This is a genomic window from Leptolinea tardivitalis (assembly GCF_001050275.1).
Classification (GTDB): Bacteria; Chloroflexota; Anaerolineae; order Anaerolineales; family Anaerolineaceae; genus Leptolinea; species Leptolinea tardivitalis.
The window spans coordinates 401,569-428,117 of sequence record NZ_BBYA01000009.1 but is presented as its reverse complement, the minus strand read 5'-3'; the positions used below and the strand labels follow the sequence as shown (position 1 = coordinate 428,117).

The following is a 26,549-nucleotide window of genomic DNA, read 5'->3' as shown; positions in this document are numbered from 1 at the left end:
TCAGGCATTTTTCGGGTAGAATCCTAAGCGCTTCGGTTCAGGAGGTTCTATTGGCGAAAAATTCGCGCTCATCATTGGAACAAAAGATGATGGCGCTTCACCAGGCAACAATTCAGTTAATTCAGGATGTCTCGCTTGATTCACTGATGGAACGAATTGCCGCCCAGGCTAGCGAATTGACAGAAGCCCGCTATGCCGCTTTTGGCATGTTGAGCGATACGGGTAAACTCGAACGGTTTATCCCCATTGGTCTGTCAGCTGCCGAGCTGGCCGGGATGGACCACCAACCGATCGGGATGGGTTTGATTGGCGAGTTAATGTGTTCCAGCGAATCAATCCGGCTAAAGGATATTTCTACCGATTCTCGCAGTGTTGGTTTTCCGGTCAATCATCCTGCCATGAGATCATTTTTAGGCGTACCCATCCGACAAGATAACCGGAATCTGGGTGTGATTTTTCTGGCGGATAAAAAAGATGGGACAGATTTCACCGATTCCGATCAAAACCTGATTGAAATGCTGGCCATATCTGCTGCGGCTGCGATCCGGAATGCACGCAAATATGACCGCCTGATCAAACGAGATCAGGATATGACCAGACGGAATGAAAATCTTTCCCTTTTGAATAATATGGCATCTACCCTGGCGACATCTACTGAAATTGATGCCATCTGTAAAATTTCTTTGACCCAGTTGATGGACTTTTTAAATCTGAAAGTTGGTGAGGTTTATCTGCGTCCTGAAGGGGAAAAGAAAATGAAACTTGTCCTTCACCGGGGAAAACTGATACCCTGCCTTTGGAAAGAAGAAACGTTTTCCGTTGGTCGTGGGATGGTCGGCATGACGGCCAAAACCGGGCTGCCCAAAGTGCTGACGGTCAACCCGAATGACGGTCAGGAATTGCATGAAAGTGTTCTGTTGAACAGCATTCATCAGATTGCCAGTTTTCCGCTTCGTGGACGCAGCAGCGTTCTTGGCGTACTCTGTGTTGCCGTATTGGATAACCGACCGTTTACCGATCTGGATATTCAGTTTATCGGTGCCATCGGCTCCTGGATGGGCACCGCTCTCGAAAATGTGCGATATAACAATAACAGCCGCAGGCTCGCAGTTCTTGAAGAGCGTGAACGGATCGGTATGGATCTGCATGATGGCATTATTCAATCCATTTATGCTGTTGGATTAGGGTTGGAACACGCACGTTTGCTTCTTTCTGAAAATCCCGGTGAAGCACAGGACCGCATTGACCAATCCATCAATGGCCTCAACAACACTATCCGGGATATCCGGACGTACATATTGGATCTCCGTCCCCGCCAGTTGGTGGATGAGAACTTGATGCAAGGGCTCCAGCGGCTCGTTAATGAATTCCGGGCAAATACTCTGGCTGAAGCTCACCTTAACGGCCCGGCAGACGGATTGGAAAAATTGCCGGCTTCCAAAGCTCTGGCTCTCTTTCACATCTGTCAGGAAGCATTGGCGAATACAGCCAAACATGCCAAAGCCAAGAAGGTGGAAGTGGTAGTCTGGACAACGGCTGACCGTGCCCTGATGGAAATACGAGACAATGGCAAAGGGTTTGAGATGGAGAGTACCCGAACATCCCTGGGCCATGGCCTGTCGAATATGCAAACCCGCGCCCGCAATGTGGGTGGTGATCTGGAACTGACGTCTGAACCGGGAATGGGTACCACTATACTAACCTGGGTGCCATTCACCACGGAAGAGTAGGCATCTCAGGTTACAATAGGGCGCATCTTACTCAATTCAGGAAATCACTCCTTTGACTGATCATAATCCATCCTCCAAAGCCGCCCTGCGCGGCGAGCCATCCTATGTCTGGCGTGCCGGGCAGGAACGCCGGCTGGCTCTTATCCGGCAGGCTGCCGGTGAGCGAACATCAGGACAGGTGCTTGTGGATGGCTGCGGGGTCGGTTCCTATCTGGCCAAACTGGCAGAACAGGCATCCATGTCAGTCGGTTTGGATATTGAATTTGAACGCGCCCTCGAAGCCCATAAGAAAGGCCCGATCACTTTAGCCGGTGTTGGAGAACACCTTCCCTTTCCTGACAATTCGTTTGATCTGGTTCTCAGTCATGAAGTTCTGGAACATGTTCAGGACGATCAATTAACCATTAACGAAATTGTGCGGGTGTTAAAACCCGGCGGCCGGCTGATATTATTTGTCCCGAACCGGGGGTACCCTTTTGAAACCCATGGGTTTTACTGGCATGGGCAGTATCACTTTGGAAATATTTTCTTTATTAATTATCTTCCCCGAGTCTGGCGCGACAAACTTGCCCCTCATGTGAATGTATATACCCGCAAAGACCTGGAACGCCTGTTTTCAGGGCATCCAGTGCGTTTTGAATACCGCACAGTGATATTTGGTGCATACGACAATATCATTGCCCGTGCACCGGCATTAGGAAAAGCATTGCGGGGCTTTCTACAATGGCTGGAAAAAACACCCCTGCGTGGCCTGGGGTTATCGCATTTCTGGGTGGTTGAAAAAATTCAGGCAGATCGAAAATCGTAGATTCCATCAACCACTGGGTATTTCTTTCCGCAGGCCTGACAAACCAGTTCTGGCGGGGTATCCTGCAATGCGGATCCACAGGACGGGCAACAGAAAAACGATCCGGTAGTTGAATTTTCCTTTGCCGTCACGATTGACCGGGTAAATACACTGGGAGTTAACTGCCACCAACCGCCGGTAAAGGATGCCCAGGAATCAAGTGTTGCCAGAAAATTCGCCGGAAATAATCGTTTCAAAAATCCAACCCTGAAATGTGAAACTGTCACCTGGCGTTCAAGTGTATAACCGGCGTCAAACAGCCAATTACGGATAGCCCGGGGATGGAAATCAAAATTCAATTCGACAAATTCGACAGGTTCTAATGTATACGGGCTCCAGGTCTGACGCTTAAGAGCATACCGCAGTATCGCCTTTAAATTGAGTTTATTGGCATATTCAAGAATAAATGTTGCTCCCGGCTTCAGGCAGGCATGAATTTTTTTCAATGCCAGAGGAGCGTCTTTCATGTGATGCAAGGTTCGAATCATTGTGGCGGCATCAAACTGGTTTTCACCAAATGGCAGTCTGTAAATATCAGCAGCCACATACCGGTAGCGGTCAGATTGCCCAAGCCTCTGGCTGGCCTGCTGCAGTTGTGTCAGGGAAAAATCCACGAGGGTGATCTGTTTGTATCCACGATACCGGGGGGTATTCCGGCCGGCACCTGCGCCGAGCTCAAGGAGCATATTTCCATTTGACGGTAATAAACGGCGAAGGGCTCTTTCTTCTGCGGCATCCTCATACGCCCGTCCACCTTCATCCCAAAAACTTTTTTGATAATCTGAACCCTCATAACTGCAAACGGGCGGTGTTTTTTCCATCATATCCGGTCTCCAGCTTAACAAAATGCGTTCGGGCAGGTTTCCCGGCGGCACCCAGAGTGTCCTCCTTACCGTTGCTTCCTCTCAGACCTGGCGGGGTTCGAAAGATTCTGCCGCGCCGGTCCCACCCGAACGCGGCGTAAGCATACCTTAGGAAAGGCCGCATGTCAATTGAATCCATGCGGCCTTTTAATGGGTAAAAGGATTTTCAGATTAGTTGGAGAATAAGAATACTCCCAGGGTAACCAGAACACAAACCACTGTAGCAACAGCAATCTGGATATGGAATGTCACGCCACTTGGATCCGTTGCGGTACCAGCTGCGGTGTGAGACCGAAGCCAGAAACCACATAACAGGGTGGAACCCATCATCAATATACTGACCACACTCAAAATAATGCTCACTGCTTTCATTTTTGCTCCTTAGATAGAAACTGGTCAACAACAAGATCAATCAATTGATTTCTCTGTTGTTCATTTTGAATATCCATTCCGGCATAAATTCGGAAGGCATCGCTGCGAATGTACGCCACTTGAATGGTTGTAACCATAGAAAATGCCATCATGCGAATTTCAAGATCAGATTTTCGTCCTTCGAAATATTGACGTAGAAGCGGCACAATCAATGCAGGTACTTCCATATTTCCGTTAAGCAATGTGTATTGAACTGCAAATCGTCCCAGTGAATACCTGATGCCTATTTCAGAAGTTGCTTTGAAAATGGACTTTATGGCATCGGCCGGGTCGTTTTCATAAGCAGATGGAATGGAGAAATAAGGCTTGGCGGCATGGAACATCATTGCTCCGATGGCATCATTGATCAGTGCATCGCGGGATTTGAAGTGGTAATTGATCAACCCGAGCCCGACACCGGCTTTTTCAGCAATCTGCCGAACGGTAAGGTGGCTGGCATCATTGTCTGATTCCAACAATTGGATGGTTGCCTGAAGAATTTGTTCGCGGATGTTATTTTTCATGGTCTCTCGTTTGAATCTGTTTTGAACATGTTCAATAGGTATTATATATCTTGCCTAAAATTTGTCAATAGTTTTTTCGGAATTGTTAATATAATCCGGTCTATTTACCCTCTATAATTAATCTGATAGAAAAAGTTCGTTATAACCAGAAATCGGGTCCCCCGTTGCCTCTCGAATTTTTCAAAGTAAATTCTTCAGATGAGCAAATTCCTTCCGATTATTCTTATTTCCATTTTTCTGGCATCCTGCTCTGGACAGGTTCAACCTTCATACAGTTCCCTGACCGGTTCCACACCAGAAAACTCAAAACAGCCTGAAATAAATAGAACCATCCGACTTGCCATAGGAGAATGGCCCCCTTATACAGGTAAAAACCTATCGGAATACGGTTGTGATTCGAAAATAGTAAAAGAAACCTTCGCTCAGATGGGAATTTCTGTGCAGTACGGATTCTTTCCATGGGCCAGGAGCCTGTCATTTGCACAGACAGGGGATTGGGATGGAACTATGGAATGGGCAAAATCAAAGATGGCTGTTGAAAAGTTTTACATCAGCTCTTTACCTATTTCTAAACAAGTTTGGGTATTCTTCCATCGTGTAGACAGACCTTTCGAATGGCAAACACTGGATGATATTAAAAGCAAGACTATTGGTGTTACCAGTGGTTACGTTTATAGCGATATATTCGATCCAATCTCAAATCAATTGAAATTAGAGGAAGCCTCATCTGATAGTGCAAATTTTAAGAAAATTCTTGCCGGTCGAGTCGATATTTTCCCCATGGAGAAAAATGTAGGGATATATATCCTCAATAATGAGTTCACCAAGGAAGAAAGAGACCAGATAACCTTTAATGACAGGCCATTAACCGAATTTGAACCGTATTTACTCTTAACGAAAGCCAATCCAAGTAATGAACAGTTGATTAAGCAATTTGATGATGAATTCAAAAAATATCAAAACAGCTCACGGTATAGAGAAATCGTAGAAAATTGTGATCAAAAGTAAAACCGTTATTCTTCGAGAATTGTTTTAAATACTTCAACAACCATAGGATCAAAGTGTTTACCGGAATTCGCCAGTATATAATCTGCGGCTTCCTTCTTACTCATTGCTGCCCGGTAATAGCGATCAGAAGTCATGGCATCCCACACATCCACCACAGCGAAAATCCGGGCAGCCAGAGGTATTTCCTCTCCTTTCAATCCCCTGGGGTAGCCTGTGCCATCCCATTTTTCATGATGACAATATGGAATATCCAGTGATTTTCGCAAGAATTTAATAGGAGAAAGAAGAGTATAGGCAAAAACAGGGTGTTTACGCATGATTTCCCATTCTTCCGCCGTTAATCTGCCCGGTTTTGTAAGAATATTATCAGGAACACCCATCTTCCCAATATCATGCAGCAAGGCTCCTCGCCGGATATCAACCAGATCATCTCTATCTATTCCAAGCATTTTTGCCAGACGGAGGGTGAGTTCCGTAACACGCCGGGTGTGGTCTTCTGTTTCATGGTCGCGCAAATCCAGTGCATTTGACCAACCCGCCAGAGTCTCATCGTAGGCTTGTATTAATTCCATATTGGATTGTTGGAGGTTTTGCCACAATGAAGCTTCATTTATGGCTATCGCCGTCTGTCCGGCCAATGTCTCAAAATAATCTATCCAATCTTGATCAGGATGAAAGGCTTTTTTGAAGAAGATTTGCAATACACCTCGGAGATCAGTTTTTACAATTAATGGTGCCGTAAACACAGAGACAAAGCCATGAATTTGCATCCAAGCCCGAAAATTTACAGGCAGGTCTGATTCATGAACATCTTCTATTCGAATAGTTTTATGCTCATCAATTGCCCTCCCGATTAAAGAATTACGATCAAGCAATGATGTCTTCTGTGTTGTTGGTATATCGATCCCACCGGCGGCTAAATATGTGACCATATTGGATTCGGCGTTGTAATCTATGATTTGAGCAGCATTTCCATCTAGCAGGGTAATCGTTTGCTGAAGAACAACATCAAGCGTATTAGACAAGCCAACATTACTATTAATGGCATTGTCAATTTTGCGTAATCCAATCAATTGTTTCAGATTTTTTCCGTTTGTTGGAAGAGGCGAATCCGATGTATGGCATTTGCGGCAATATCCGCAATAGCAGTTAAAACACTGACTACTCTATTAGAGATTTCGTCGGTTCGGCCAATCCATAGAAAACCAATAAGTTCGTCTTGAGCGATTAAAGGAGCACCGCAAACAGCAGGGCTTTTTTTGATAATCTCTGTCAGATAGACTCTGGGATCATCTATTGCATCATTATTCAGGTATGGTTTCAATGTTTCGCGAATGTACGTGTTAAGCCCTTTGCCTTCAGGTATATGAGAACCAACCGCATTTACATATATACCATTTGCCACCTGAATGACTGATCCACCCGTTTCAGGTTCGATCAATTCAATCATGCAGCCATCTGTACTCAACAAACTGGTGGTTTGTTCCATAATAATAGTAAGTGTTGCTTTACTGGTTTCCGCCGATCGAATGGCATAGCTCATGGATGCGATGGCTTCCAACTCGCGTTCTTGTTGCTTTTTTTCTGTGATGTCAGATATAAATCCTTCAATAGCCGAAATACTGTGATCTTCCGAATAAATTACGCTTCCTCGCTCCCATACCCACCGCATGCTTCCAGATTTTGTTACGATTCGATACGAAATTTCAAATGATTGGCTGTTAGCTATCTGAGAATGGATGGAATTCCAGACCATATCTCTGTCTTCAAAATAGATAATTTGGCTGTAGCTGATTACATTGTTTTCAATCAAATCATCCGGTTGATATCCTGTAAGGGAATAACAGCCTGCACTGACTACTTCCATCGTCCAATTTAAATCATATTTACAGCGGTAGGCCATCCCTGGTAGATTTCCGAGCAGAGTGGCGAATTTTCTTTCCGATTCATTTTGCTGACGATTAGCGAATAATACCCTCTGGCGCATATCATTAAAGGCATGTACCAGTTGATCTATTTCATCATTATTGTCTGGCTTGTCTATTTTTAACGGTATCTCTAGATGTGACAGATCATAGTTCTGCAAAATTTCAGAAACGTAATGTAAATACCGGGTAATCTGATGATCAATCAAAAAAACAAATAAAAAGATCATCACCAGTATAGTAACAATTCGAAAAATCAAGACCTCTACGATATCATCCCAGAGGGTTTCCCAAATTTTTGAACGGTCCACTTGCATCAATAGAGTTCCAATGCTTGTTTTAACACCATTGCTTTCATAAACAAGTGGGATGGCATCTTCGATAACATTCTGGGTCAGTTTTTCACGCCCGGCTGAATAAAGTACATTCTGTGAAGTCTCTCGGATTTCTACATAGGTAATCAGAGGATGATTGGCGATGCCGTCAGTCAATGCTTCAAGTTCAGGCAGACTGAAATTCCAAAGGGCTGTACTGATACCTTTCACTTCGGTATTCCGGATATCGGTAAAGGTTTCCTGTACAGAATGGAGTTTTTCTTGATAGCTTATAAATACCTGAATCAGGCTGATAACAACTATTAGAAAAGCGGCTACCAGTAAAGATAGTCGAAAAAAACGTCGTCCCAGAGTGCTGTCTTGGGGTTTAAATTTCATAAGGCTGGATTCCCTTTTGATGGGGACATAAACATGTGCACTTTTTTGCAATAAATGAGCGGTTTAAACCTGCATCAACTTATGCATCAGGTAATCCAGAGAAAAACAACCGGAAAATCACAATTTACGTTATATATTATACAGATAACTGACAGCCTCCGAAAAACATAGTACAAAACAAAACATTCTATAAATGGTTCAACTAATGTACCGAACTGATTTTATTATCTTCGTCTGAAATAGAAAATCGGGGTTTTCGCCGGTTGGCTTCTGTGCTGAGAGATTCGACCATCTCAGCAGCCTGTTTTACATTGGCGCCTTCATGAATAATCGCTCTGACCGCTTGAATAATGGCCGCCGGGTATTCAGATTGCCAGATGTTCCGTCCCATATCTACACCAATAGCGCCACATTGGATGGAGTTATACGTCAGCTCTAACACATCACGATAGGTATCCAGCCGGGCACCGCCCGCCACCACGATGGGAACAGGGCATTTTTGCACCACTTCCTCAAAACCTTCACAATAATATGTCTTGACAATATCTGCGCCATATTCCGCCGCTATCCGGGAAGCCAGACTCAGGTATCTTTTTTCGCGTTTATCAGACAGACGTTTCCCAACAGCCGTCACACCCAGAACCGGAAGATTGAATTTTGAAGCATCATTGATCATTTTCGAGAGGTTGAGTAATGTCTGGTGTTGATGCTCTGCTCCCACATAAATGGAAACAGCCACGCCGGAAGCATTCAACCTGACTGCTTCTTCCGCCTCCAATATCAATCCCTCGTCATCAATATCCACATCCAACACTGAATTTCCACCAGTGGCCCGTAATACCCAGCCTATACCCCTGGTTTGAGGATCAATACAGGTTGATAGAATCCCGGGGCTGAGCATAAGCGAATCGATATACGGGATCAGGTTTGCCGTATCTTCATGTGGGAACTCCATGCCATGAGTAGGCCCCATAAAATAGCCGTGATCAATGGCCAGCATAAGACATCGGTTGTCCCGTTGGTTGACTATCTGGTACAAACGATTTCTTTTTCCCCAACTCATTGATTCAAACATAGCACTCTCCGCATAAGGCATGATTTTACTGATATTGAATATCGTCAGTATAGGTTTCTTGAGGTAAGATGTCAACCATAACTTAAAAAGACCAAGAGAACCTGAAGGTACCAGGGACTTTGAGATTGGGATTTAAGAATATTGAACAAAAAAATCTTCCAATTGTGGTCCTTGTACTAGAATCAGTCTTCAACAAATCGTAAACCAACCAATCCATTTAGTCCCGAGAATTAAAAATGATGATACACAGCAATGAGATAAAACTTCATAAAGTCTATTTTTGGGAGAGATCATTTCTGGCAGCAACGATATTGCTGTTTATCTGGCTTACAGGTTTTTCCTGGTCAACCATTGGCCAATCAAGCCAGACCGGGCTGAAGGTAGTGCTTATCAATGTAAATCATGGCGATTCCATTCTTCTGCAATCATCAAAAGGAGAAAATGTACTTATCGATGCCGGATACCCAGATTCGGGTACGTTGGACTATCTGAAGCAACACAAGATCAACCATCTGAATATGCTGGTGGCCACGCACGGTCATGAAGACCATATTGGAGGTATACCTGAAGTTCTGCGGTCAATAAAGGTCGACAAGTTTATCGAGAATGGGCAAGTTCTGGACTCCACTTATTACCTTGAGCTTGAAAAAGCACTTAAAGAGACTGGTGTATACCGAAAAACAGTAAAAACCGGCGACCGGATTCCTTTTGGAGATCTAACATTCGAAGTCTGGAATCCATCCAAAGCCCGGCCGGACGTGGTTAACAATAATTCGATTGTGCTATTCCTTGAGGTTGGGAAAGTGCGTTTTCTTTTTACAGGTGATATTGAAAAACCGATTGAAGAACGTCTGATTAAATCCAATCGTAATCTGCATATGGATATTTTAAAAGTTGCCCACCATGCCGGAAACACATCCTCCTCTTCTGCATTTCTGGAGGCAATAAAGCCATCTGTTGCTGTATATTCTGCTTCAAACTTTTTCCCCGGTTTTCCAGATGAAGACATTCTTGACAGATTGCGGCTTGCCGGCGCCAAAGTATATGGTACTAATTTCAATGGAAATATTACGATTACAACCGATGGCCACACTTTCATCGTGACACCGGAAAAAGGTGAACCATTGATACCTTTTAATTGATCCATTAAAACTGGCAGTCTCTCATCTGGTCGAATAGACGAGATAATCCTCAAAGATCATTATCGAATAAGATATAAAGAAGATTACTTGGTGTTCTATTGCATTTGATTTTCTTTAATATCTGTGCAATATTAATAGTATGATTTTCTGTGTTCATTGAATTGAATAGATTAAAAAGGGGCGGCCTATGGACAACAACGAATCTCGCAACGCCATCCTGGCTAGAGTCGCTTCGCTATATTTCAATCAGAATAAAACTCAACAAGAAATCTCAGACATCACGGGAATTGCCCGATCGATGGTATCGCATATGATCATGGAAGCCCGTGAACGTGGTGTTGTTGAAATCAAAGTCCACTATCCGTGGACATCAAAACATATGGAAAAAGAGCTTTCCGCCAGATTTGGGTTGGAAGCTGCCCGAGTGATGGTGATGGATGCAGCCACTCACAACGATCTTCTGGTTGGGCTGGGCGAGGTGTTTGCCGAATACTTTGACGAAATCTTGCACGATAACATGATCATTGGAATCTCCTGGGGAAGTGCGATCCAGCACATGATCAACGCCTTGAAACCCCGAAAAATGAGCGGAGTGGAAATTGTCCAACTGATCGGTGCAACGGGACTGGAAAGCAATCTATCTGACGGCCCATTGTTGGCCCAATTGTTAACCAACCGGCTTAATGCCACCTGTCAATATTTGCATGCCCCCCTGGTGGTGGATACAAAATCAGCCCGTGATTCGCTTTTGGAAGAAAAAAGCATCAAAGATACGCTAAACCGCGCCAGTCAGGCGGATGTTGCCCTGGTTGGAATTGGATCGATCCATCCAGATCTCTATAGTCTAAAGATCGCCGGTTACGTGACGGAAAAAGAACGCCAGCGATTGCAAGATGCTGGTGTAGTAGGCGACTTCTGCGGTCACCATTTTGATATCAATGGTTCCATTGTTGATATTGATATCAATGACCGTGTGATCAGTATTGGTATGCCAGCTTTACGAAAAATCCACAAGATTGTGGCCGTTGCTGGTGATGTTCGCAAAGGGGATGCCATTCTAGGCGCATTGCGGGGGAAATTCGTGCATGTTCTGGCCACAGACTACACGACTGCTCAATATCTGCTTGATCATTCCTGATGAAATGTTTCATTTTAAAATAAGGATTTCTACAGCATAACTGGATTATTTAATTCTCAATAAACAACTAAATTTACCTGAAATCGTATACCGTATTATAAAAATCATTTCCTCTGAAATCACCCGAGGGAATACTTCCAATCTGGATGGTAACCATGCTGGCAAATAAACCAATAAAGAAAATATCAACATTTCTGGGTATTACCTTTGCAATATCATGTATTTTTTATTTTCTGATTATTAATGCAGGTGGTTTGGAAGCCAAAGGCGGCCTCTATGTTTTTTTACTCATGTGGACACCAGGATTGGCCGGCATTGCCACACAGCTGATCTACGAACATTCCATCAAAGGGTTGGGTTGGAAACCAGGGCCATTTAAATATCTGGCTCTCGCTTATATCATTCCACTCATCTATTGTCTTGTAGTATATGGGATAACCTGGTTGACAGGATTGGGACAATTTCCTTGTTCATCTTTCCTAAAAAACCTCACAGGTTCCTATCCAGGATTATCAAGCCCTGCCGCTATTGCCGTCTATACTCTGATAATGGGAACAGTCGGTGTACTGGTCAGTCTTTTTTCAGGTCTGGGTGAAGAAATTGGCTGGCGTGGATTGCTTGTTCCGGAAATGGCAAAAATACTCCCATTCTGGAAGGTTGGTCTGTTCAGCGGTTTGATCTGGGCCGTATGGCATATGCCGCTCATCTTTTTCTCGAACTATAACCTGCCGGGTATACCAACATGGTATGCGGCTCTCATGTTCATGATTATGGTGGTGGGGATCAGTTTTGTGTTTGCCTGGCTGCGCCTTCGATCCGGCAGCCTGTGGACAGCTGCCATGCTGCATGCCAGTCACAATCTGTTTGTTCAATCCATCTTCACCCCTCTCACCGGCCAGACAGCCATTACTCCTTTTATTATTGATGAATTCGGCTGCGGATTAGCCATTGCTATTTCAGTTCTTGCGATTATTTTCTGGAAAAAGCGGAAAGAACTTCAACTACTCTCAGAATAAATTTGCCGCAACTACCCTATAATAAGGCTGTCATTCCAATCCAGATCTGCGGGAGGAACTTCCCTATGGCTGATCGAATTTTGGTGACGTATGCCAGCCGGACCGGATCTACCATCGGTGTTGCCCAGGCCATTGCCGCAACGTTGACTGAACAGGGCATGCAGGTAGATGTTATTCCCATGCCAGACGTGAAAGAGCTGAATCTTTACAAAGCGGTAATCGCCGGAAGCGCCATTCAGGGCGGCGTCTGGCTGCCAGAAGCAATGCATTTTCTACAGAAACACAGGGCGGCGTTAAACCAGCGCCCCTTTGCCGCCTTCCTCGTATGCATGACACTGGCTATGGGCGGTGGAAAATATCGTGAACACGTCTCCACCTGGATGCAGCCGGTTCGTTCGCTCGTAAAGACACGCAGTGAAGGCCTATTCGCCGGTGCCCTGGATATCAAAAAAATTCCTTCGCTCGGAGATCGCATTAAATTCAGGTTGAGTGTAATTTTCAGGATCTGGGAGGAAGGCGACCACCGTGATTGGAATGCCATCCGCATCTGGGCATCGGCATTACCAAAACTATTACTTTGAGGTTCAATGAAGATTCAGTCCATTCGAAATGCCAACATGCGAATTGAATATGGAGGGCATCTGTTTGTCTGCGACCCTTATCTGGCAGATAAATTCTCGCGCCCGTCATATACTGGCAAATCTCCCAATCCGCTGGTAGATCTGCCTATGCCTGCTGTTGACGTGATCGCCGGGGCCGAGTTCTTTATGCTGTCACACCTGCATTCCGATCACTTTGATCCGGCTGCTGCGGATCTTTTACCGAAAAACGCAGCAATTTTCAGCCAACCCGAAGACAGGATGATTTTTATAGGGAAAGGCTTCTCAAACGTAACCGCAGTCAATGATGAAGCTGATTTCGAAAATATTCATATCCACCGAATTGAGGTGCAACATGGCAGCGGTGATGTGCTGAAAGAAATGGGGAAAGCATCTGGATTTATTCTTTCTGCCCCCGGTGAACCTGATGTTTTCTGGATAGGCGATTCCATTCTGACGGATGCGATCCGTAGAGAAATTACAGAAAGGCAGCCTGAAGTTATCATCACCCACTCCAGCGGGGCTGTGTGGGGCAAAGACCGCATCACGATAGTGATGGATGCCGAACAGACCGTCGAGGTCTGCAAACTGGTACCTAAAAGCAAAGTAGTAGCCGTCCACATGGAAGCGCTCGATCATGGAACGGTTACCCGTCAGAGTCTTCGTAATCTGGCTCATTATCAGGGCATAGCTGACGCCCGATTGATCATTCCTGATGATGGGGAAATGGTCACTTTATAACCGTCGTATCAGGAGTAGATTATGTGGTTCATGAATCATATCTGGAATCCAATTGTCCGTCTGATTTTACAATCTCCTCTGCATGGGATGATGGATAAAACCATTTTACTTTTGACATATGTCGGCCAAAAGTCTGGGAAGACCATTACATTACCGGTGCAATATGTTCAGGAAGGCCGAAAGGTGTATGTGATGCCAGGTGCTCCGAAATTAAAGAAATGGTGGCATAACATTCATGAGAATACACCGGTAAATGTGTTTCTCCGCGGACAAAATTATCAGGCGTCTGCCAGTCTGCTGACTCCGGAAAACAATCTGTTAGATATTGCTTCGATTCTGGGTATGTTCTTCAACAAATTTAATGAAGCGGCTCGCATGCAAAAGCTGCAACGCAATTCAGACGGTAACTATAAGGCCGAAGATCTGGCTCGAATCGCTAAGGGTGTTATTGTTGTCCGTATCGATTTACCGGCCGAATAACAAATGTGGAATGTAATCCTCACCAGAGTTTCACACATTTTATATGGTCGTTAATTACTTTCCCCAGGAAATAATAGCTTCCAGGTAATTCATCAGGATTCTCTTCAGACGGCATGCCATCAAAGCCATCTTTCTTTCGAATAATTTCTAATGATTATGTTACTTATACCTGTATTGCATTCCCGCTCATCTGTTTGATTGTGATTCTGGTAAGTTCTTTTCTGACAGCCGGTGGAACTGCCATCTTTTTATTGTTTCTGGTCATCGGCTCGATGATTGCAGGTACGATTGTTGTGGCTCGGCTTGCTCTTTTTTACCGAATTTTTAATTTCGGTACCGGTGTTGAGGCTGTAATCTCACGCGTTGTCTGTTTCCGGAATCAAATTTCGGTATCATTACAATATGGCTATCAGGGAGAACTACGCACATGCAAACAGATTTTTTTGAAGAATGCCGCAACATCCCGATACTCTGTAGGAGATGAGGTTGTAGTTCTGATCGATCCAAACAATCCGCAAAGAGCCGTTATCAAAGAGTTGTTCCAGTAGTAATCACTGTACAGGTAATCAGTATTCTGGTTTTATTGGAAGATCAATCATAAACCGGGTCCCTTTTCCAGGCTGACTTTCAACATAGATTTCTCCCCCATGAGCCTGTACTAATTGGCGGGCTATGGCTAAACCAAGACCGCTTCCGGCTCCTTCATGCCGTGTACGTGATGGTTCTGCTTTCCAGAAACGATCAAAAACATACGGTAAATCCTCATCTGAAATGCCAATCCCGGTGTCACTCACTTCCAGATGGATACGGTTGGAAATTTTACCGGCAGTCAGTGTGATAGTGCCGCCGGCCGGTGTATAGCGGATGGCATTTGCCACCAGGTTGTTCAAAACCTGACTCAATCGATCAGGATCTGCCGAAAAAACAAGAGTTTCATCTTTGTTATTAATAACAGACCTGAGTTCAATCCCATGTTCTGATGACAGACCGGTAAAACTGGTGACCGTATCTTCAATCAGATCGGCCGCAGAAACCTTTTCAAAATGCAAATGCAATTTCCCGGCTTCAGCCAGTGAAAGGGTTTGCAAGTCTGTAACGAGTCGTGTTAAAAGATGAAGTTCATCCAGGGTGGAACGGATTTGTTCATCCGTTGGCTCATATACTCCATCCAGGATACCTTCCAGGTTTCCCTGAACAATATGCAAAGGGGTGCGTAATTCATGTGCGATATCCGCTGTCATATTACGGCGGCGTTGTTCGGCACTCTCCAGTTCTTCAACCATGCGATTAAAACTGCGGGCCATTTTTTTAAATTCCCCGTGAAAATCTTCCGATAAGCGGACTTTTCGATCACCTTCAGCCACTCTGTCCAGTGCATCCATCATGGCAGCGAAAGGGGAACTGAACCGCCGGAATGCCATACTGCCAATTCCGGCAATTAACATAATGAAAACTATCAATAAAATCCGGGGCAGGGTAAACCAGGAATCCGGGGTGCCGGCAGATGACGGAATCTGATGAAAAATCAACCCATAGAAGAAATAAAACCCGATGTTAAACAAAATAAACATCGGAAGAAAAAAGAACAAGAATCGCATAAACAGCGAACGATGCTTTTTCTCGCGTTGAGATCTTTTTATCGTATCCACCCCCCTCAAATACGGTTTTTTACTATCGTCATACAATGATTCGTGATTTGGCCCATCCTTTACCCCCGGATAAGCATCTTCTGACTGATCGTAATGCCAGCGATCATTCCTCTTTTTCGACCAGTTCATTTCACATCCATAAATCGGTAACCTTCGCCGTAAACCGTCAATATATAGGTTGGATGATTAGGATCTTTTTCCAGTTTCCGGCGTAAATTTTTAATATGCGAATCGATACTGCGATCAAAGCTCTCCAGTGAAATACCGTGAATCTGGTCTATCAATTGTTCCCTTGAAAGTAATTGTCCCGGATGCTGAGCGAGAACAGCGAGTAAGCGGAATTCATTGGGGGTCAGATGGATCGGGTGGCCATCCAACGAGACCCGGTGTCCATCCAGATCAATTTCCAAACCTTCTGCACGGATTATGGAGGGAGGATTGATGAGCCCCTGCGTCCTTCGTAGAACAGCTTTTACCCGTGCCACCAGCATACGAGGGGAAAATGGTTTGGTGATGTAGTCATCTGCCCCCAGTTCCAATCCAATCAACTGATCGGTTTCTTCGGATCGGGCCGTAAGCATGATAATGGGTATTCCACTTTTTTGACGAACTTTCCGGCACACTTCCCAGCCATCCATTCCAGGCAGCATTAAATCAAGGATCACCAGATCGGGTTTCTCGCCATTGATTTTCGCCAGAGCATCCAGACCGTCGCCCGAACTGATAACACGAAATCCGTCTTTCACAAGGTAATCTGTTGTTAGTTTGACGATCTTGGGTTCATCATCTACGAGAAGGATGGTTTCATGCATGTTTGTAGTGTACCTGAAAGTTCAAAGAACGACAGGGCTGATCTTCTTGTGGAAAATCAGCCCTGTTTTGGATGTTATTTCGAGTCGGGCCCCTTTTGTCCCTGTCCCGAAGGTGATTGGGGTTGCTCTTTTTCGTATGGATTATCCGGCTGATCATACATCCAACCGTGATGATGCATGAATGGGGCATCTGCCCAGCGGCTGTAACGCCTCCCGGTGCATCCCCACAGGAAGAAGCGGAAGATACATCCGATCAGACAAAAGATTACGATCATTGGAATAATCGCAAAAAAGATTCCGAAGGGGAAATAGTGTATCGGCATCATTTCATACGGGTGGATCTGAGCCGGTAATGGAGCCTGCACCTGTGACTGTCCGCCGTTCGATGCCCCTCCGAGGGCATAACCCTGCACCTGCCCGGCATGATACCCCATCACTCCGGCAATGGCTATCAGGGCCAAAACCAGAAATATGCCCACAAAACTAAAGAAAATCGATTTTTTATGAATCATTTGCTCCTCCAAAATCGTGACCTGTGTCACATCTGTCTATGGATATAGTATGGCGTTTAAATATGGATGTATTGTGGAGGAGAAATGGAGATTTTCGGGAGGTCTGCGGAAACAGAATATTTTTAGCATCCTCACTTGTACAGTTGCGTCGTGTAATCTGAATTTCTATAATGAATTCATGTTGAATAAGGGGTATTCCTACAGACAAGCAAAAATTGGATGTCAATTTTTTAATATCATCACCTTTTACTGTTCTTTGAAGGTGAAGTTGTTGATTTAAGATTCTAGTATTTCAAGGTTATGAAAGATGTAAAAAATCTGGCTCTAGAAAATGGAGTCACATCGTTGCGTAGCCGGAAGTACTGAAATTTGAAGAGAGGTACAGTATGCTGGCTAAAATCAAGAAGTGGGTAGAACCTCCAATTTTTGATGGGGATGAAGAAAAAACAACACTGGCAGACATCCTAAACAGAATGGGGCTTATCCTGCTCATAGTGTATGCACTTATTACTGTTTTCTATATCCCATTATTTATTGAACAGAAACTCGAAGCCTATATCATGGTGGCGGCACTGACAGCGCTTTTCTTTCTTGCGCGAAGATATCTTTTTATGGGTAAATTGGAATTATCCGCTCTAATCCAGACCATTCCTGCATGGTTATTGTTCTATATTGTTGCATTTTTCGGGGGAGGTATTAACAGTCCATTACTGCCGGTCATTCTGACTTCAACCATTGTGATCAGCTTCATCTTCCAGCAGCGGTTCCGCCTGATCTTCCTCCTGCTGGGTATTTTATTGGCATTCGGATTGGTTCTTTCAAAAAACAACACAGCTCCATCAATACAACTATTCATATTTTCCCCGATTGCTTCATGGATCATGTTTTCATTGGCCTTGTTGTTCATTCAATTTTTTATCACCATTGTTGTAAATAATATGAAGAGATCTCTTCAGAAGGTGAAACAGCAAAGTGATGCCCGGCTCCTGGCGGAACAGGCATTGAAATTCAGTGAAGATCGATTTCAAATGTTCATGCGGTTCTTTCCTGGCCTGGCTTACATTAAAACATTTGATGGCAGAGTGCTTTTTGCCAATCAGGGATTCAACACATATCTTGGAATGGATCCGATAGATATGATCGGCAAAACCAACGAGATGCTTTTTGGTGATGAATTTGGCAGAAAGATCCAGGAAGATGACAGAAAGGTGATAACGTCTAACACCAGCCACAAAATCGATGAGGAATTTGCCGGAAAATACTGGTCTACGTATAAATTCCCTATAGACCGCCCCGGACAGGATCCATTGCTTGGCGGGGTGACTCTCGATATAACCAGACAAAAAATAGCCGAAAAGAAGCTCAGAGAAAGCGAATACTTCTTTCGAGAATCACAAAAAGCGGCTCATATAGGTTCTTACAAAGCCAACCTCATCAATGAAACATGGGAATCATCCGAAATTCTCGACGAGATTTTTGGAATTAAACCATCTGAACCCCATACACTTAACCTCTGGATGGATATGATCCATCCAGATGACCGCGACAATGTGGAAATTTGTTTTCAAAATGAAGCTGAAGACAAGAATCTTACTTTTAATCTTGAATATAGGATTATTCGGAAATTAGATGGTGATATTCGCTGGGTATTCGAATCAGGTCAAATAGAGAAGGATGTCAACGAAAGGCCAATATCAAGAACTGGAATAGTTCAGGATATTACTGAACGAAAGCAGGCAATTGATGCACTTCATGAAAGTGAGGTTCGATTCGGCAACCTCTTGCAGAGTGTATCTTCGGTGGCTGTTCAAGGATTTACTTCTGACGGGATAATCAAGTATTGGAACAAAGCTTCCGAAGTCTTATATGGGTATTCCGCCGAGGAAGCCATTGGCAGGAATTTTTTTGATCTAGTCGTCCCCCCTGAATCCTTCGACGAGTTAAGTTTATGTATAAAAAACATGATCAAAACCGGGCAGACCGCTCCTGCCATGGAACACATATTAATGACGAAAGATGGAACCCGTATCCCCGTTCTGACCAGCCATGCTGTCGCTCAGGTTTCCGGCCAGCAGTTTGAACTCTATTGCATCGATATGGACCTTACGGAAAAGAAGAAGGCGGAAAAAGAGCTGGCCCAGACCCAGGCGCTTATAAAAGCGATCGTTGATCATACCCCTAATATGGTTTGGACTGTAGATCCAGTGAACTTTAGTCTGCTGACATGGAATCCAACCTTTGAAAACTACTTTATGAAACACAGGGGAATTAAAATCAAATCGGGGATGCGCCCCGAAGACCTGTATCCCAGGGGTTCCGGTTACATCGAGCTCTGGCACAGTTTATATCAAAATGCTCTGAAAGAAGGCCTTTTCATCACGGAGTACAAAGTCCAATCAACACCTGATATTTTGCAGCTTACGATTAATTCATTAACAGAGGGGAATCATACATTTGGAATTTCCGTCTTTGGCGAAATTATCACAGAACGAAAGAGAGCAGAAGAACGGATTGAACAGAGTGAACGAAAATATCGTGAACTTTTCCAGGAAAACAAAGACGCCATCTGTATTTATTTCCAGTCAAGAGAGAAATCAATCAGCAAATATGTTGAGGTCAATAATACGGCTCCAAAAATGTTCGGGTTTACTCCAGAAGAAATGCTGGAAATGACCCCATTGGACCTTGAACCGACGGTTACAGACGAACAACTAACCCACCGCCAGATGGAACTTGAAGTAAACGGTATTGTGAATTATGAAACGGTCTATCGAAATAAAGCAGGAATGCGCGTTCATGTGGAAATTTCAGGTCAATCGATCCAATATGACGGGAAACCGGCCGTCATGGAGATCATTCGGGATATTACCGATCGCAAACAGCATGATATTGAACTCCAGGCCATAGCCACACTTAGCTCGGCTTTGCGAACAGCTCCCCGCAGGGCAGAAATGCTTCCGGTCATTGTGGAACAAACCGTTAACATGCTGGATTGCGATTGTGCAACTATTGAAATCATTGATCCTGTTACAGGTGAAGCCGTTGTAGAAGCTGCCCACGGTCTCTGGGAACGCTTGATTGGTACCCGTCAAAAAGCGGGGACTGGTATTAACGCCATTATTCAATCCTCACGAAAACCTTATATAACCCAGAACTTGGAGAAGGATCCACGCACGTTTTATCATGAATGGGCTCGATACGGGATAATGGGCAGCGTCGGAATGCCGTTGATTGCCCAGGATAACCTGTTCGGTTTTATGTGGGTTGGCCGAAGAAGCAGCATCTCCCAAAATGAGATACGACTGCTCAGTGCCATAGCCGATATTGCCGCCAATGCCATCTATCGTTCTACCTTGCACGAACAAACGCAAAAAGACGCGGCTGAACTGGCCAACGCCTATGAGACCACACTGGAAGGCTGGGCCAGAGCGCTGGAATTACGCGAACAGGAGACAGCCGGTCACAGCAAGCGTGTAGTGAAATATTCTGTGGAATTGGCAAAAGCAATGGGATTTGGCCCACAAGACCTGATTAACATCCAACGCGGCGCAAGGCTTCATGATATTGGCAAGATGGGTATTCCAGACAAGATTCTATTAAAAAAAGGTCCTCTCTCAGAAAAAGAATGGCAGGTGATGAGGAAACATCCGATATATGCTCATAATCTGCTCTCTCAAATTCCGTATCTGATTCCGGCATTGGATATCCCTTATTACCATCATGAACGGTGGGATGGTACGGGATACCCAAACGGGTTGAAAGAATATGATATTCCCATCGCCGCAAGGATTTTCTCTGTGGTTGACGTCTGGGATGCCCTTTCATCAGACCGACCATATCGCAAAGCCTGGTCGGAAGAAGAGGTGTTGTTATACCTGAAGGAACAGGCAGGCCGGCAATTCGACCCGGAAGTGGTAGCTACATTTCTGAAAATTTTGGAGAATAAAAAAGATTCAGAAATCAACGATTTAAAAACATTGTGATTAATCTACGTTTATTTTTCCTGGAGTATGAGGAAATCAGACATTTTGATCGCAATCGAATGATGTGGTAAACAGGAGGACAACTTGCCAGAACCGGTAAACCTGTGGCTTTTGGCGGCTTTTGCTCTTGCTGTTATTCATTGGATCGCCCGGGCATGCGGATGGATGCACATCAGTATACTAACAAAGCTCCCCGTCATGGCTGCCCTCATCTTCTGGAGCCTGTCATTCGGAGGATGGAGTGGTAACCTAAGGTGGATGGGATTGGGTTTGATCTTTTCACTGGTTGGTGATGGGCTATTATTGCTGCCGGGAAAATTCTTCCTTGCCGGGTTGTTCAGTTTCTTGATGGCACATCTAAGTTACATCATCTGGTTCTGTCTGCCCACACCAGCCCTTGATCCCAGACTTATGCTCTTTGTGTTTTTATTAATATCAGGGGGGTATCTCTATTTTCATCATGTTTTACAGATACTTAAATTCAGCATTTTCAGGCAACGATTTGTCGTGCCGATAATTCTTTACGGTATTGTTCTCTGTACTATGACTCTTTGTGCCTGCCAGACGTTGTTTCGTCCAGATTGGCCGGTTTTTGCCGCTGCTTTTTCTACTGCTGGCGGTTTCTTTTTCCTTCTATCAGATAGTCTCCTCGCATACAACCGTTTTGTCCGTTCATTGCCCGGTGGCAAAACGCTGGAAATGGTGTTGTATCATCTTGCGCAGGCAGCCATCATTACCGGAGCGCTGTTAAAATAAAGCAATTCTGCATAACCATTATCGCCCTAAATATCTGATTCCCAAGGAGACCCTGATGCTTAGAGTAGGTGTTGCCCAGGCGGATTTCAAATTGGCAGATTGCCAGGCTAATCTGAACACTGTTGCTGACTTGCTTGACCAGGCGTATCAGGCAAAAGTGGACATACTGGTTCTGCCAGAATTGGCCAATTCAGGTTATAACTTTGAGACTATTGAACAGGCCATGTCTGCCAGCGAAGCAGCAGATAACGGCCCGTATTGCACATTGCTGCGCGATTGGTCATTAGCCGGACGTCTGGTGGCCGGGGGATTATGTGAAAAGTCCGGAGATACTTTGTTTAATTCCGCCGTTGTCTATGCTGACGGCCGTCTGACCGGTTTATATCGAAAAGCCCATCTGTTCGCCAATGAAATTACTTTTTTCGTCCCCGGCAGCGAAAAACCTCCCGTAATGGATTACCACGGACACCACCTGGGAATCATGATTTGTTTCGATTGGTTCTTCCCAGAAATGGCTCGCAGCCTGGCTCTCCGAGGAGCGCAGATCATTCTGCATCCAGCCAACCTGGTGCTTCCCTGGTGCCAGAAGGCCATGCTCACCCGTTCCATCGAGAACCGCATCTTCACTGCCACGGCCAACCGCACTGGCACTGACCGCGACCTGACCTTCTCCGGTCTGTCACAGATTACTTCACCCACCGGTGACATTTTGACACAGATGGATGACACTGCCGCCGGAATTGCTGTGGTCGACATTGATTTATCTCTGGCAGACAACAAGCATGTGACCCGTCAGAATGACCTTTTCATCTGCAGACGACCGGATTTGTACGATGACCTTTGCCGGTAGACTCGTCATTGACGGAGATAAATCCGCAAATAATCCACTTTAAGAATTGCCCCCTTGACACGGTCTTTTTTTCCTGTAAAATAGCGCACGACATGTACAAAAATCCCCCGCATTTCCGAAACCAAAAGTCAATGACGTCGTTTCCCGGCGGAGATCAATATTTTATTTTTATTAGAGAGCCTGAATCGGGCTCTCTTTTTTTGTCTATTACCGGAGAGAGACCATGCGTACACCAGGGTTGATCGATCCACATGTGCATATGCGCGAACCCGGGGGTGAGCATAAGGAAGACTGGGAAAGCGGTACCAGGGCAGCCCTGGCTGGCGGTGTGACCATGGTGCTGGCCATGCCCAACACGAAACCATCCGTCACAGATTCAGACACACTGGCAACAGCACTATCCGCCGCCCGGACAAAGGCAGTTTGCGATTATGCCCAATTTCTAGGCGCCGGTTCCGGTAATCTGACGAAAGCTGCCACTCTGGCGCCTTTCACTGCCGGATTGAAAATGTACCTTGATCAAACATTTGGCACATTGAAATTGAATAATATGGAAGATTGGCTTAACCATTTCAGGAATTGGCCATCTTCTTCGCCCCTGTGTGTGCACGCTGAAGGTCCATCGCTGGCTACTGCCATCTTACTGGCAGAACTGACCAATCGTCCGGTGCACCTGTGTCACATTTCCTTGCGCAGTGAGATTCTACTGATCAAGGCAGCTAAAGAACGCGGCATTCCGGTGACCTGCGAAGTCACCCCACACCATCTGTTCCTCAGTCAGGATGATGTTTCTACCATTGGCCCCGGCCGTTCCGAGGTTCGGCCTATGCTGGCCAGTCGTGCAGATGTACAGGCTTTGTGGGACAACCTTGAATACATCGATTGCTTTGCCACCGATCATGCTCCTCACACGTTACAGGAAAAAGATGGCGAAAATCCCCCTCCTGGGTTTCCAGGATTGGAAAGCGCCCTGCCCCTCTATCTGACTGCCGCGGCAGAAGGCCGTTTGACCATAGACGATATCATCACGCGGAGTGTGACCAATCCGCGCCGCATCTTTCATTTGCCGGAACAGCCCGATACATTCGTGGAAATAGATCCGCAAGCCCGCTGGACGTTTTCCGCCGCAAACACCTACACCCGCTGCGGATGGTCACCCTTTGAAGGCTACACTATGACCGGCCGCGTGATCTCCGTCACCCTGCGGGGCAAAGTTGTTTATCAAGACGGAAAGATTACAACCAAATCTGGATCAGGTCAGAATATCAGACCTGCCCTTAATGGAATTCAATAATTGCTAGTAGAAAAGGAGAGTAAATATGACCCCTCATGAACCACCTGCCTATAAACCAAACCCTGTTCTTCCGTTTGGTGATCATAAGGAAACCCGTTTTTACGGAACCGATGTCATTTCAGTCAAACAGTTTGACCGGAAAGACCTGGATTACATTTTCGCTGTTGCCAAAGAAATGCAGGGAATGGTGCGCCGGATCGGCACATTTGACCTGCTAAAAGGAAAAATTCTGGCCAATTTGTTTTACGAACCCTCCACTCGTACGTCTGCTTCTTTCACATCAGCCATGGAACGTCTGGGTGGATCGGTCATCCCGATTAATGAGGTGAAATACTCCTCCGTTTCCAAAGGTGAATCTCTGCCAGATACCATCCGTTCACTCGAATGCTATGCCGATGTAATCGTTCTTAGACATCCAGAAGTCGGTTCTGCAGCTATAGCCGCAAAATATGCCCGCAAACCGGTGATCAATGCCGGTGATGGTGTGGGTGAACATCCCACTCAGGCATTGTTAGACCTGTTCACCATCTATCAAGAGATGGGGCAGATAGACGGCCTGACCGTTACCATGCTGGGCGATCTCAAACACGGCCGCACAGTCCATTCGCTGGCCCGGCTGCTCACACTCTTTGATGTGAAAATCAATTATGTTTCTCCCGAAGTTCTGAGCATGCCCGAAGAAGTTATCAATGAAATCAAAGCAAAAAACATTCCCCAGCAGGCATATCAGAAATTGGATTCCTGCCTGGGAGAATCGGATGTCCTTTACGTCACCCGCGTTCAAAAAGAGCGCTTCCCTGATGAAGCCTCCTACGAAGCTGTCAAAGGCAGCTATGTGATTGGCACTGACACACTGGCCAAAGCCAAAGAGGAAATGATCGTCATGCATCCTCTTCCACGTGTCAATGAAATCGCCATGGAAGTGGACGATGATCCGCGGGCAGCCTACTTCCGTCAGATGGAATACGGCCTTTACATTCGTATGGCTTTGCTTGCTCTCGTGTTAGGCAAGGTATAATCAACCGTAAAAAGAGGTGGGGATGAAACCGTTTTTCGCCCAATTGGAAGATCGTAGCAAAAAGATCGGATCCCTTTTGTGCATCGGGATCGATCCGCGACCGGAAGAACTGGTAGAGCCGACTGCCAGCGCCGCCCGGGAGTTTAGTCTGCGGTTAATCGAAGCAACATCAGATATCGCAGCCGCTTATAAACCAAACACGGCTTTCTTTGAGGCCTTTGGTCCAGAAGGCTGGCAGGCCTTGAAAGAGGTTGTGGCTGCCATTCCATCGGATATTCCTGTCCTTCTGGATAGCAAACGGGGGGATATTTCCTCCACGGCAGAAGCCTATGCCCGATCCGCCTTTGAGAACCTGAAGGGCGGGGGCATTACACTGAACCCATACCTCGGGTACGATTCCATCCAGCCATTCTTGAAGAATCCCAATCACGGTGTTTTTCTGCTGTGTAAAACATCCAATCCGGGCGCCGTTGACCTGCAAGACCTTCATCTCGCCGGTGAACATATACCTTTGCGTCTCTTTGAAAAAGTCGCCCTGCTGGCACAGGAATGGAACACCGGGAATAATATCGGGCTGGTGGTAGGCGCCACCCAGGTGGAAGCCCTGCACTGTGTACGTGAACTGGTCCCTGATATGTGGATACTGGCACCCGGAGTAGGTCCCCAGGGGGGTGACCTGGCGGCTGCCTTGCGTGAAGGTCTGCGGGCGGATAAATCCGGCCTGCTCATTCCAGTCTCAAGGGCCATCTCCAAAGCACCCGATATGCGCAAAGCTGCGCTTGACCTGCATACTGAAATTCAACGGCAGATCAGCCTGTGCAATCCGTCGGCTGTGGCTTCCAAAACAAATGGCAAGCGCCGCATTTCAGATGCCCTGGTGGAAGGATTGCTCACTGACGGATGTATCGGGTTCGGAAAATTTACCCTTAAATCAGGCTTGATTTCACCGATTTACATTGACCTGCGCCAGCTCGTCTCACACCCTGACCTTCTGGCCCAGGCGGCGGCCGCCTATATTCCTATTTTGAAAGAGCTTAAATTCGACCGGCTGGCTGCCCTGCCATATGCAGCCCTGCCGATTGCCACAGCCATCAGCCTGCAAACCGGCTGGCCGGTGATCTACCCGCGCAAGGAAGCCAAAGCATACGGTACCCGTGCGGAGATCGAAGGGTTTTATAAACCCGGCGAGCGGGTGGTAGTGATTGATGATCTGGCAACAACCGGCGGAAGCAAATTTGAAGCCATTGAAAAACTCGCATCGGCTGGTCTTGTCGTAGAAGACGTCGCCGTGCTGATTGACAGACAATCTGGCGCAAGCGAAGCGCTGGAAGCTGCCGGCTACAAATTACACTCCGCATTAACCTTGACCGGCCTGCTGGATCACTGGGAAGCAGAAGAACGCATCCCATTAGATCAGATCAATGCCGTTCGGGAGTTTCTGAAACAACCGGGAAAATAAAATC

General features: G+C 45.7%; 25 protein-coding genes and 1 other RNA gene. 16 read left to right on the top strand and 10 right to left on the bottom strand.

What is annotated here, in order from left to right:
- Positions 1-50 precede the first annotated feature (50 nt).
- Together LTAR_RS09350 and LTAR_RS09345 are read left to right on the top strand one after the other, a co-directional pair.
- Complete coding sequence (locus tag LTAR_RS09350; RefSeq protein WP_062421955.1) at positions 51-1,730, top strand: sensor histidine kinase; 1,680 nt, start codon at positions 51-53, stop codon at positions 1,728-1,730.
- A 52-nt stretch (positions 1,731-1,782) separates the two neighbouring features.
- Positions 1,783-2,538, top strand: a complete 756-nt coding sequence (locus tag LTAR_RS09345) for a class I SAM-dependent methyltransferase (RefSeq protein ID WP_062421954.1) — start codon at positions 1,783-1,785, stop codon at positions 2,536-2,538.
- Here the strand turns inward: LTAR_RS09345 and LTAR_RS16885 are convergent.
- The 4 genes from LTAR_RS16885 to LTAR_RS09325 form a co-directional block, all read right to left on the bottom strand.
- Positions 2,517-3,401, bottom strand: coding sequence for a methyltransferase domain-containing protein (locus LTAR_RS16885; protein WP_081419924.1), 885 nt, complete (start codon positions 3,399-3,401; stop codon positions 2,517-2,519). The genes LTAR_RS09345 and LTAR_RS16885 overlap by 22 nt on opposite strands.
- Positions 3,402-3,428: 27 nt before the next feature.
- Positions 3,429-3,528, bottom strand: an RNA gene (ffs, locus tag LTAR_RS09340) — signal recognition particle sRNA small type.
- Between the two features lie 83 nt (positions 3,529-3,611).
- Positions 3,612-3,812, bottom strand: a complete 201-nt coding sequence (locus LTAR_RS09330; RefSeq protein WP_062421953.1) for a hypothetical protein — start codon at positions 3,810-3,812, stop codon at positions 3,612-3,614.
- On the bottom strand, positions 3,809-4,375 hold the full coding sequence (locus LTAR_RS09325) for a TetR/AcrR family transcriptional regulator (RefSeq protein WP_062421952.1): 567 nt from the start codon (positions 4,373-4,375) through the stop codon (positions 3,809-3,811). Before LTAR_RS09325 ends, LTAR_RS09330 begins: the two co-directional genes overlap by 4 nt.
- Positions 4,376-4,882: 507 nt before the next feature.
- Between LTAR_RS09325 and LTAR_RS17715 the strand changes: the two genes are divergently transcribed.
- A complete protein-coding gene (locus LTAR_RS17715; RefSeq protein ID WP_413784836.1) occupies positions 4,883-5,383 on the top strand; it encodes a substrate-binding periplasmic protein in 501 nt (166 codons plus the stop codon).
- A 5-nt stretch (positions 5,384-5,388) separates the two neighbouring features.
- On the opposite strand, the gene LTAR_RS09315 is transcribed toward LTAR_RS17715, so the two are convergent.
- The 3 genes from LTAR_RS09315 to lsrF all read right to left on the bottom strand — a co-directional run bounded on the left by LTAR_RS09315 (position 5,389) and on the right by lsrF (position 9,084).
- Positions 5,389-6,456 (bottom strand): HD-GYP domain-containing protein, encoded by a 1,068-nt coding sequence (locus LTAR_RS09315; RefSeq protein ID WP_062421950.1) that lies wholly within the window; start codon positions 6,454-6,456, stop codon positions 5,389-5,391.
- A gap of 5 nt (positions 6,457-6,461) precedes the next feature.
- Positions 6,462-8,021, bottom strand: coding sequence for a PAS domain-containing protein (locus tag LTAR_RS09310; RefSeq protein ID WP_062421949.1), 1,560 nt, complete (start codon positions 8,019-8,021; stop codon positions 6,462-6,464).
- Between the two features lie 202 nt (positions 8,022-8,223).
- Positions 8,224-9,084: a 3-hydroxy-5-phosphonooxypentane-2,4-dione thiolase gene (gene lsrF / locus LTAR_RS09305; RefSeq protein WP_173426731.1), complete on the bottom strand. Its 861-nt coding sequence runs from the start codon at positions 9,082-9,084 to the stop codon at positions 8,224-8,226.
- Between the two features lie 248 nt (positions 9,085-9,332).
- Here lsrF and LTAR_RS09300 point away from each other — a divergent pair, with 248 nt between their 5' ends.
- The 7 genes from LTAR_RS09300 to LTAR_RS09270 all read left to right on the top strand — a co-directional run bounded on the left by LTAR_RS09300 (position 9,333) and on the right by LTAR_RS09270 (position 14,760).
- Positions 9,333-10,238 carry a ComEC/Rec2 family competence protein gene (locus LTAR_RS09300; RefSeq protein WP_062421947.1) on the top strand — a complete coding sequence of 302 codons (906 nt, stop codon included), beginning with the start codon at positions 9,333-9,335 and terminating at the stop codon, positions 10,236-10,238.
- A gap of 187 nt (positions 10,239-10,425) precedes the next feature.
- Complete coding sequence (locus LTAR_RS09295) at positions 10,426-11,376, top strand: sugar-binding transcriptional regulator (RefSeq protein WP_062421946.1); 951 nt, start codon at positions 10,426-10,428, stop codon at positions 11,374-11,376.
- A gap of 155 nt (positions 11,377-11,531) precedes the next feature.
- Positions 11,532-12,392: a CPBP family intramembrane glutamic endopeptidase gene (locus LTAR_RS09290; protein WP_158423418.1), complete on the top strand. Its 861-nt coding sequence runs from the start codon at positions 11,532-11,534 to the stop codon at positions 12,390-12,392.
- Positions 12,393-12,457: 65 nt separating this feature from the next.
- Positions 12,458-12,973 carry a flavodoxin domain-containing protein gene (locus LTAR_RS09285; RefSeq protein ID WP_062421944.1) on the top strand — a complete coding sequence of 172 codons (516 nt, stop codon included), beginning with the start codon at positions 12,458-12,460 and terminating at the stop codon, positions 12,971-12,973.
- A gap of 6 nt (positions 12,974-12,979) precedes the next feature.
- Entirely contained in the window at positions 12,980-13,732 is a 753-nt protein-coding gene (locus LTAR_RS09280) for an MBL fold metallo-hydrolase (RefSeq protein WP_062421943.1), read from the top strand.
- Between the two features lie 30 nt (positions 13,733-13,762).
- Positions 13,763-14,212 (top strand): nitroreductase/quinone reductase family protein, encoded by a 450-nt coding sequence (locus LTAR_RS09275; RefSeq protein ID WP_158423417.1) that lies wholly within the window; start codon positions 13,763-13,765, stop codon positions 14,210-14,212.
- A gap of 113 nt (positions 14,213-14,325) precedes the next feature.
- Complete coding sequence (locus tag LTAR_RS09270; RefSeq protein WP_062421941.1) at positions 14,326-14,760, top strand: DUF3592 domain-containing protein; 435 nt, start codon at positions 14,326-14,328, stop codon at positions 14,758-14,760.
- Between the two features lie 18 nt (positions 14,761-14,778).
- On the opposite strand, the gene LTAR_RS09265 is transcribed toward LTAR_RS09270, so the two are convergent.
- The 3 genes from LTAR_RS09265 to LTAR_RS09255 all read right to left on the bottom strand — a co-directional run bounded on the left by LTAR_RS09265 (position 14,779) and on the right by LTAR_RS09255 (position 17,185).
- Complete coding sequence (locus tag LTAR_RS09265) at positions 14,779-15,990, bottom strand: sensor histidine kinase (protein ID WP_062421940.1); 1,212 nt, start codon at positions 15,988-15,990, stop codon at positions 14,779-14,781.
- The gene (locus LTAR_RS09260; protein ID WP_062421939.1) at positions 15,987-16,673 is read right to left on the bottom strand and encodes a response regulator; all 687 of its coding nucleotides are present in this window, start codon (positions 16,671-16,673) and stop codon (positions 15,987-15,989) included. The genes LTAR_RS09265 and LTAR_RS09260 overlap by 4 nt, the downstream gene beginning before the upstream one ends.
- A 74-nt stretch (positions 16,674-16,747) precedes the next feature.
- A complete protein-coding gene (locus LTAR_RS09255; protein WP_062421938.1) occupies positions 16,748-17,185 on the bottom strand; it encodes a hypothetical protein in 438 nt (145 codons plus the stop codon).
- Positions 17,186-17,571: 386 nt separating this feature from the next.
- Here LTAR_RS09255 and LTAR_RS16880 point away from each other — a divergent pair, with 386 nt between their 5' ends.
- The 6 genes from LTAR_RS16880 (at position 17,572) to pyrF (ending at position 26,545) form a co-directional block, all read left to right on the top strand.
- The gene (locus LTAR_RS16880; protein ID WP_081419916.1) at positions 17,572-21,168 is read left to right on the top strand and encodes a PAS domain S-box protein; all 3,597 of its coding nucleotides are present in this window, start codon (positions 17,572-17,574) and stop codon (positions 21,166-21,168) included.
- A gap of 84 nt (positions 21,169-21,252) precedes the next feature.
- Entirely contained in the window at positions 21,253-21,924 is a 672-nt protein-coding gene (locus LTAR_RS09240; RefSeq protein ID WP_062421936.1) for a lysoplasmalogenase, read from the top strand.
- A gap of 55 nt (positions 21,925-21,979) precedes the next feature.
- On the top strand, positions 21,980-22,774 hold the full coding sequence (locus tag LTAR_RS09235; protein ID WP_062421935.1) for a nitrilase-related carbon-nitrogen hydrolase: 795 nt from the start codon (positions 21,980-21,982) through the stop codon (positions 22,772-22,774).
- Between the two features lie 223 nt (positions 22,775-22,997).
- A complete protein-coding gene (locus LTAR_RS17520) occupies positions 22,998-24,068 on the top strand; it encodes an amidohydrolase family protein (RefSeq protein WP_062421934.1) in 1,071 nt (356 codons plus the stop codon).
- A 25-nt stretch (positions 24,069-24,093) separates the two neighbouring features.
- Entirely contained in the window at positions 24,094-25,086 is a 993-nt protein-coding gene (gene pyrB, locus LTAR_RS09225; RefSeq protein ID WP_081419915.1) for an aspartate carbamoyltransferase, read from the top strand.
- A 22-nt stretch (positions 25,087-25,108) separates the two neighbouring features.
- The gene (gene pyrF / locus LTAR_RS09220; RefSeq protein WP_062421933.1) at positions 25,109-26,545 is read left to right on the top strand and encodes an orotidine-5'-phosphate decarboxylase; all 1,437 of its coding nucleotides are present in this window, start codon (positions 25,109-25,111) and stop codon (positions 26,543-26,545) included.
- The last annotated feature ends 4 nt before the right edge of the window (positions 26,546-26,549 follow it).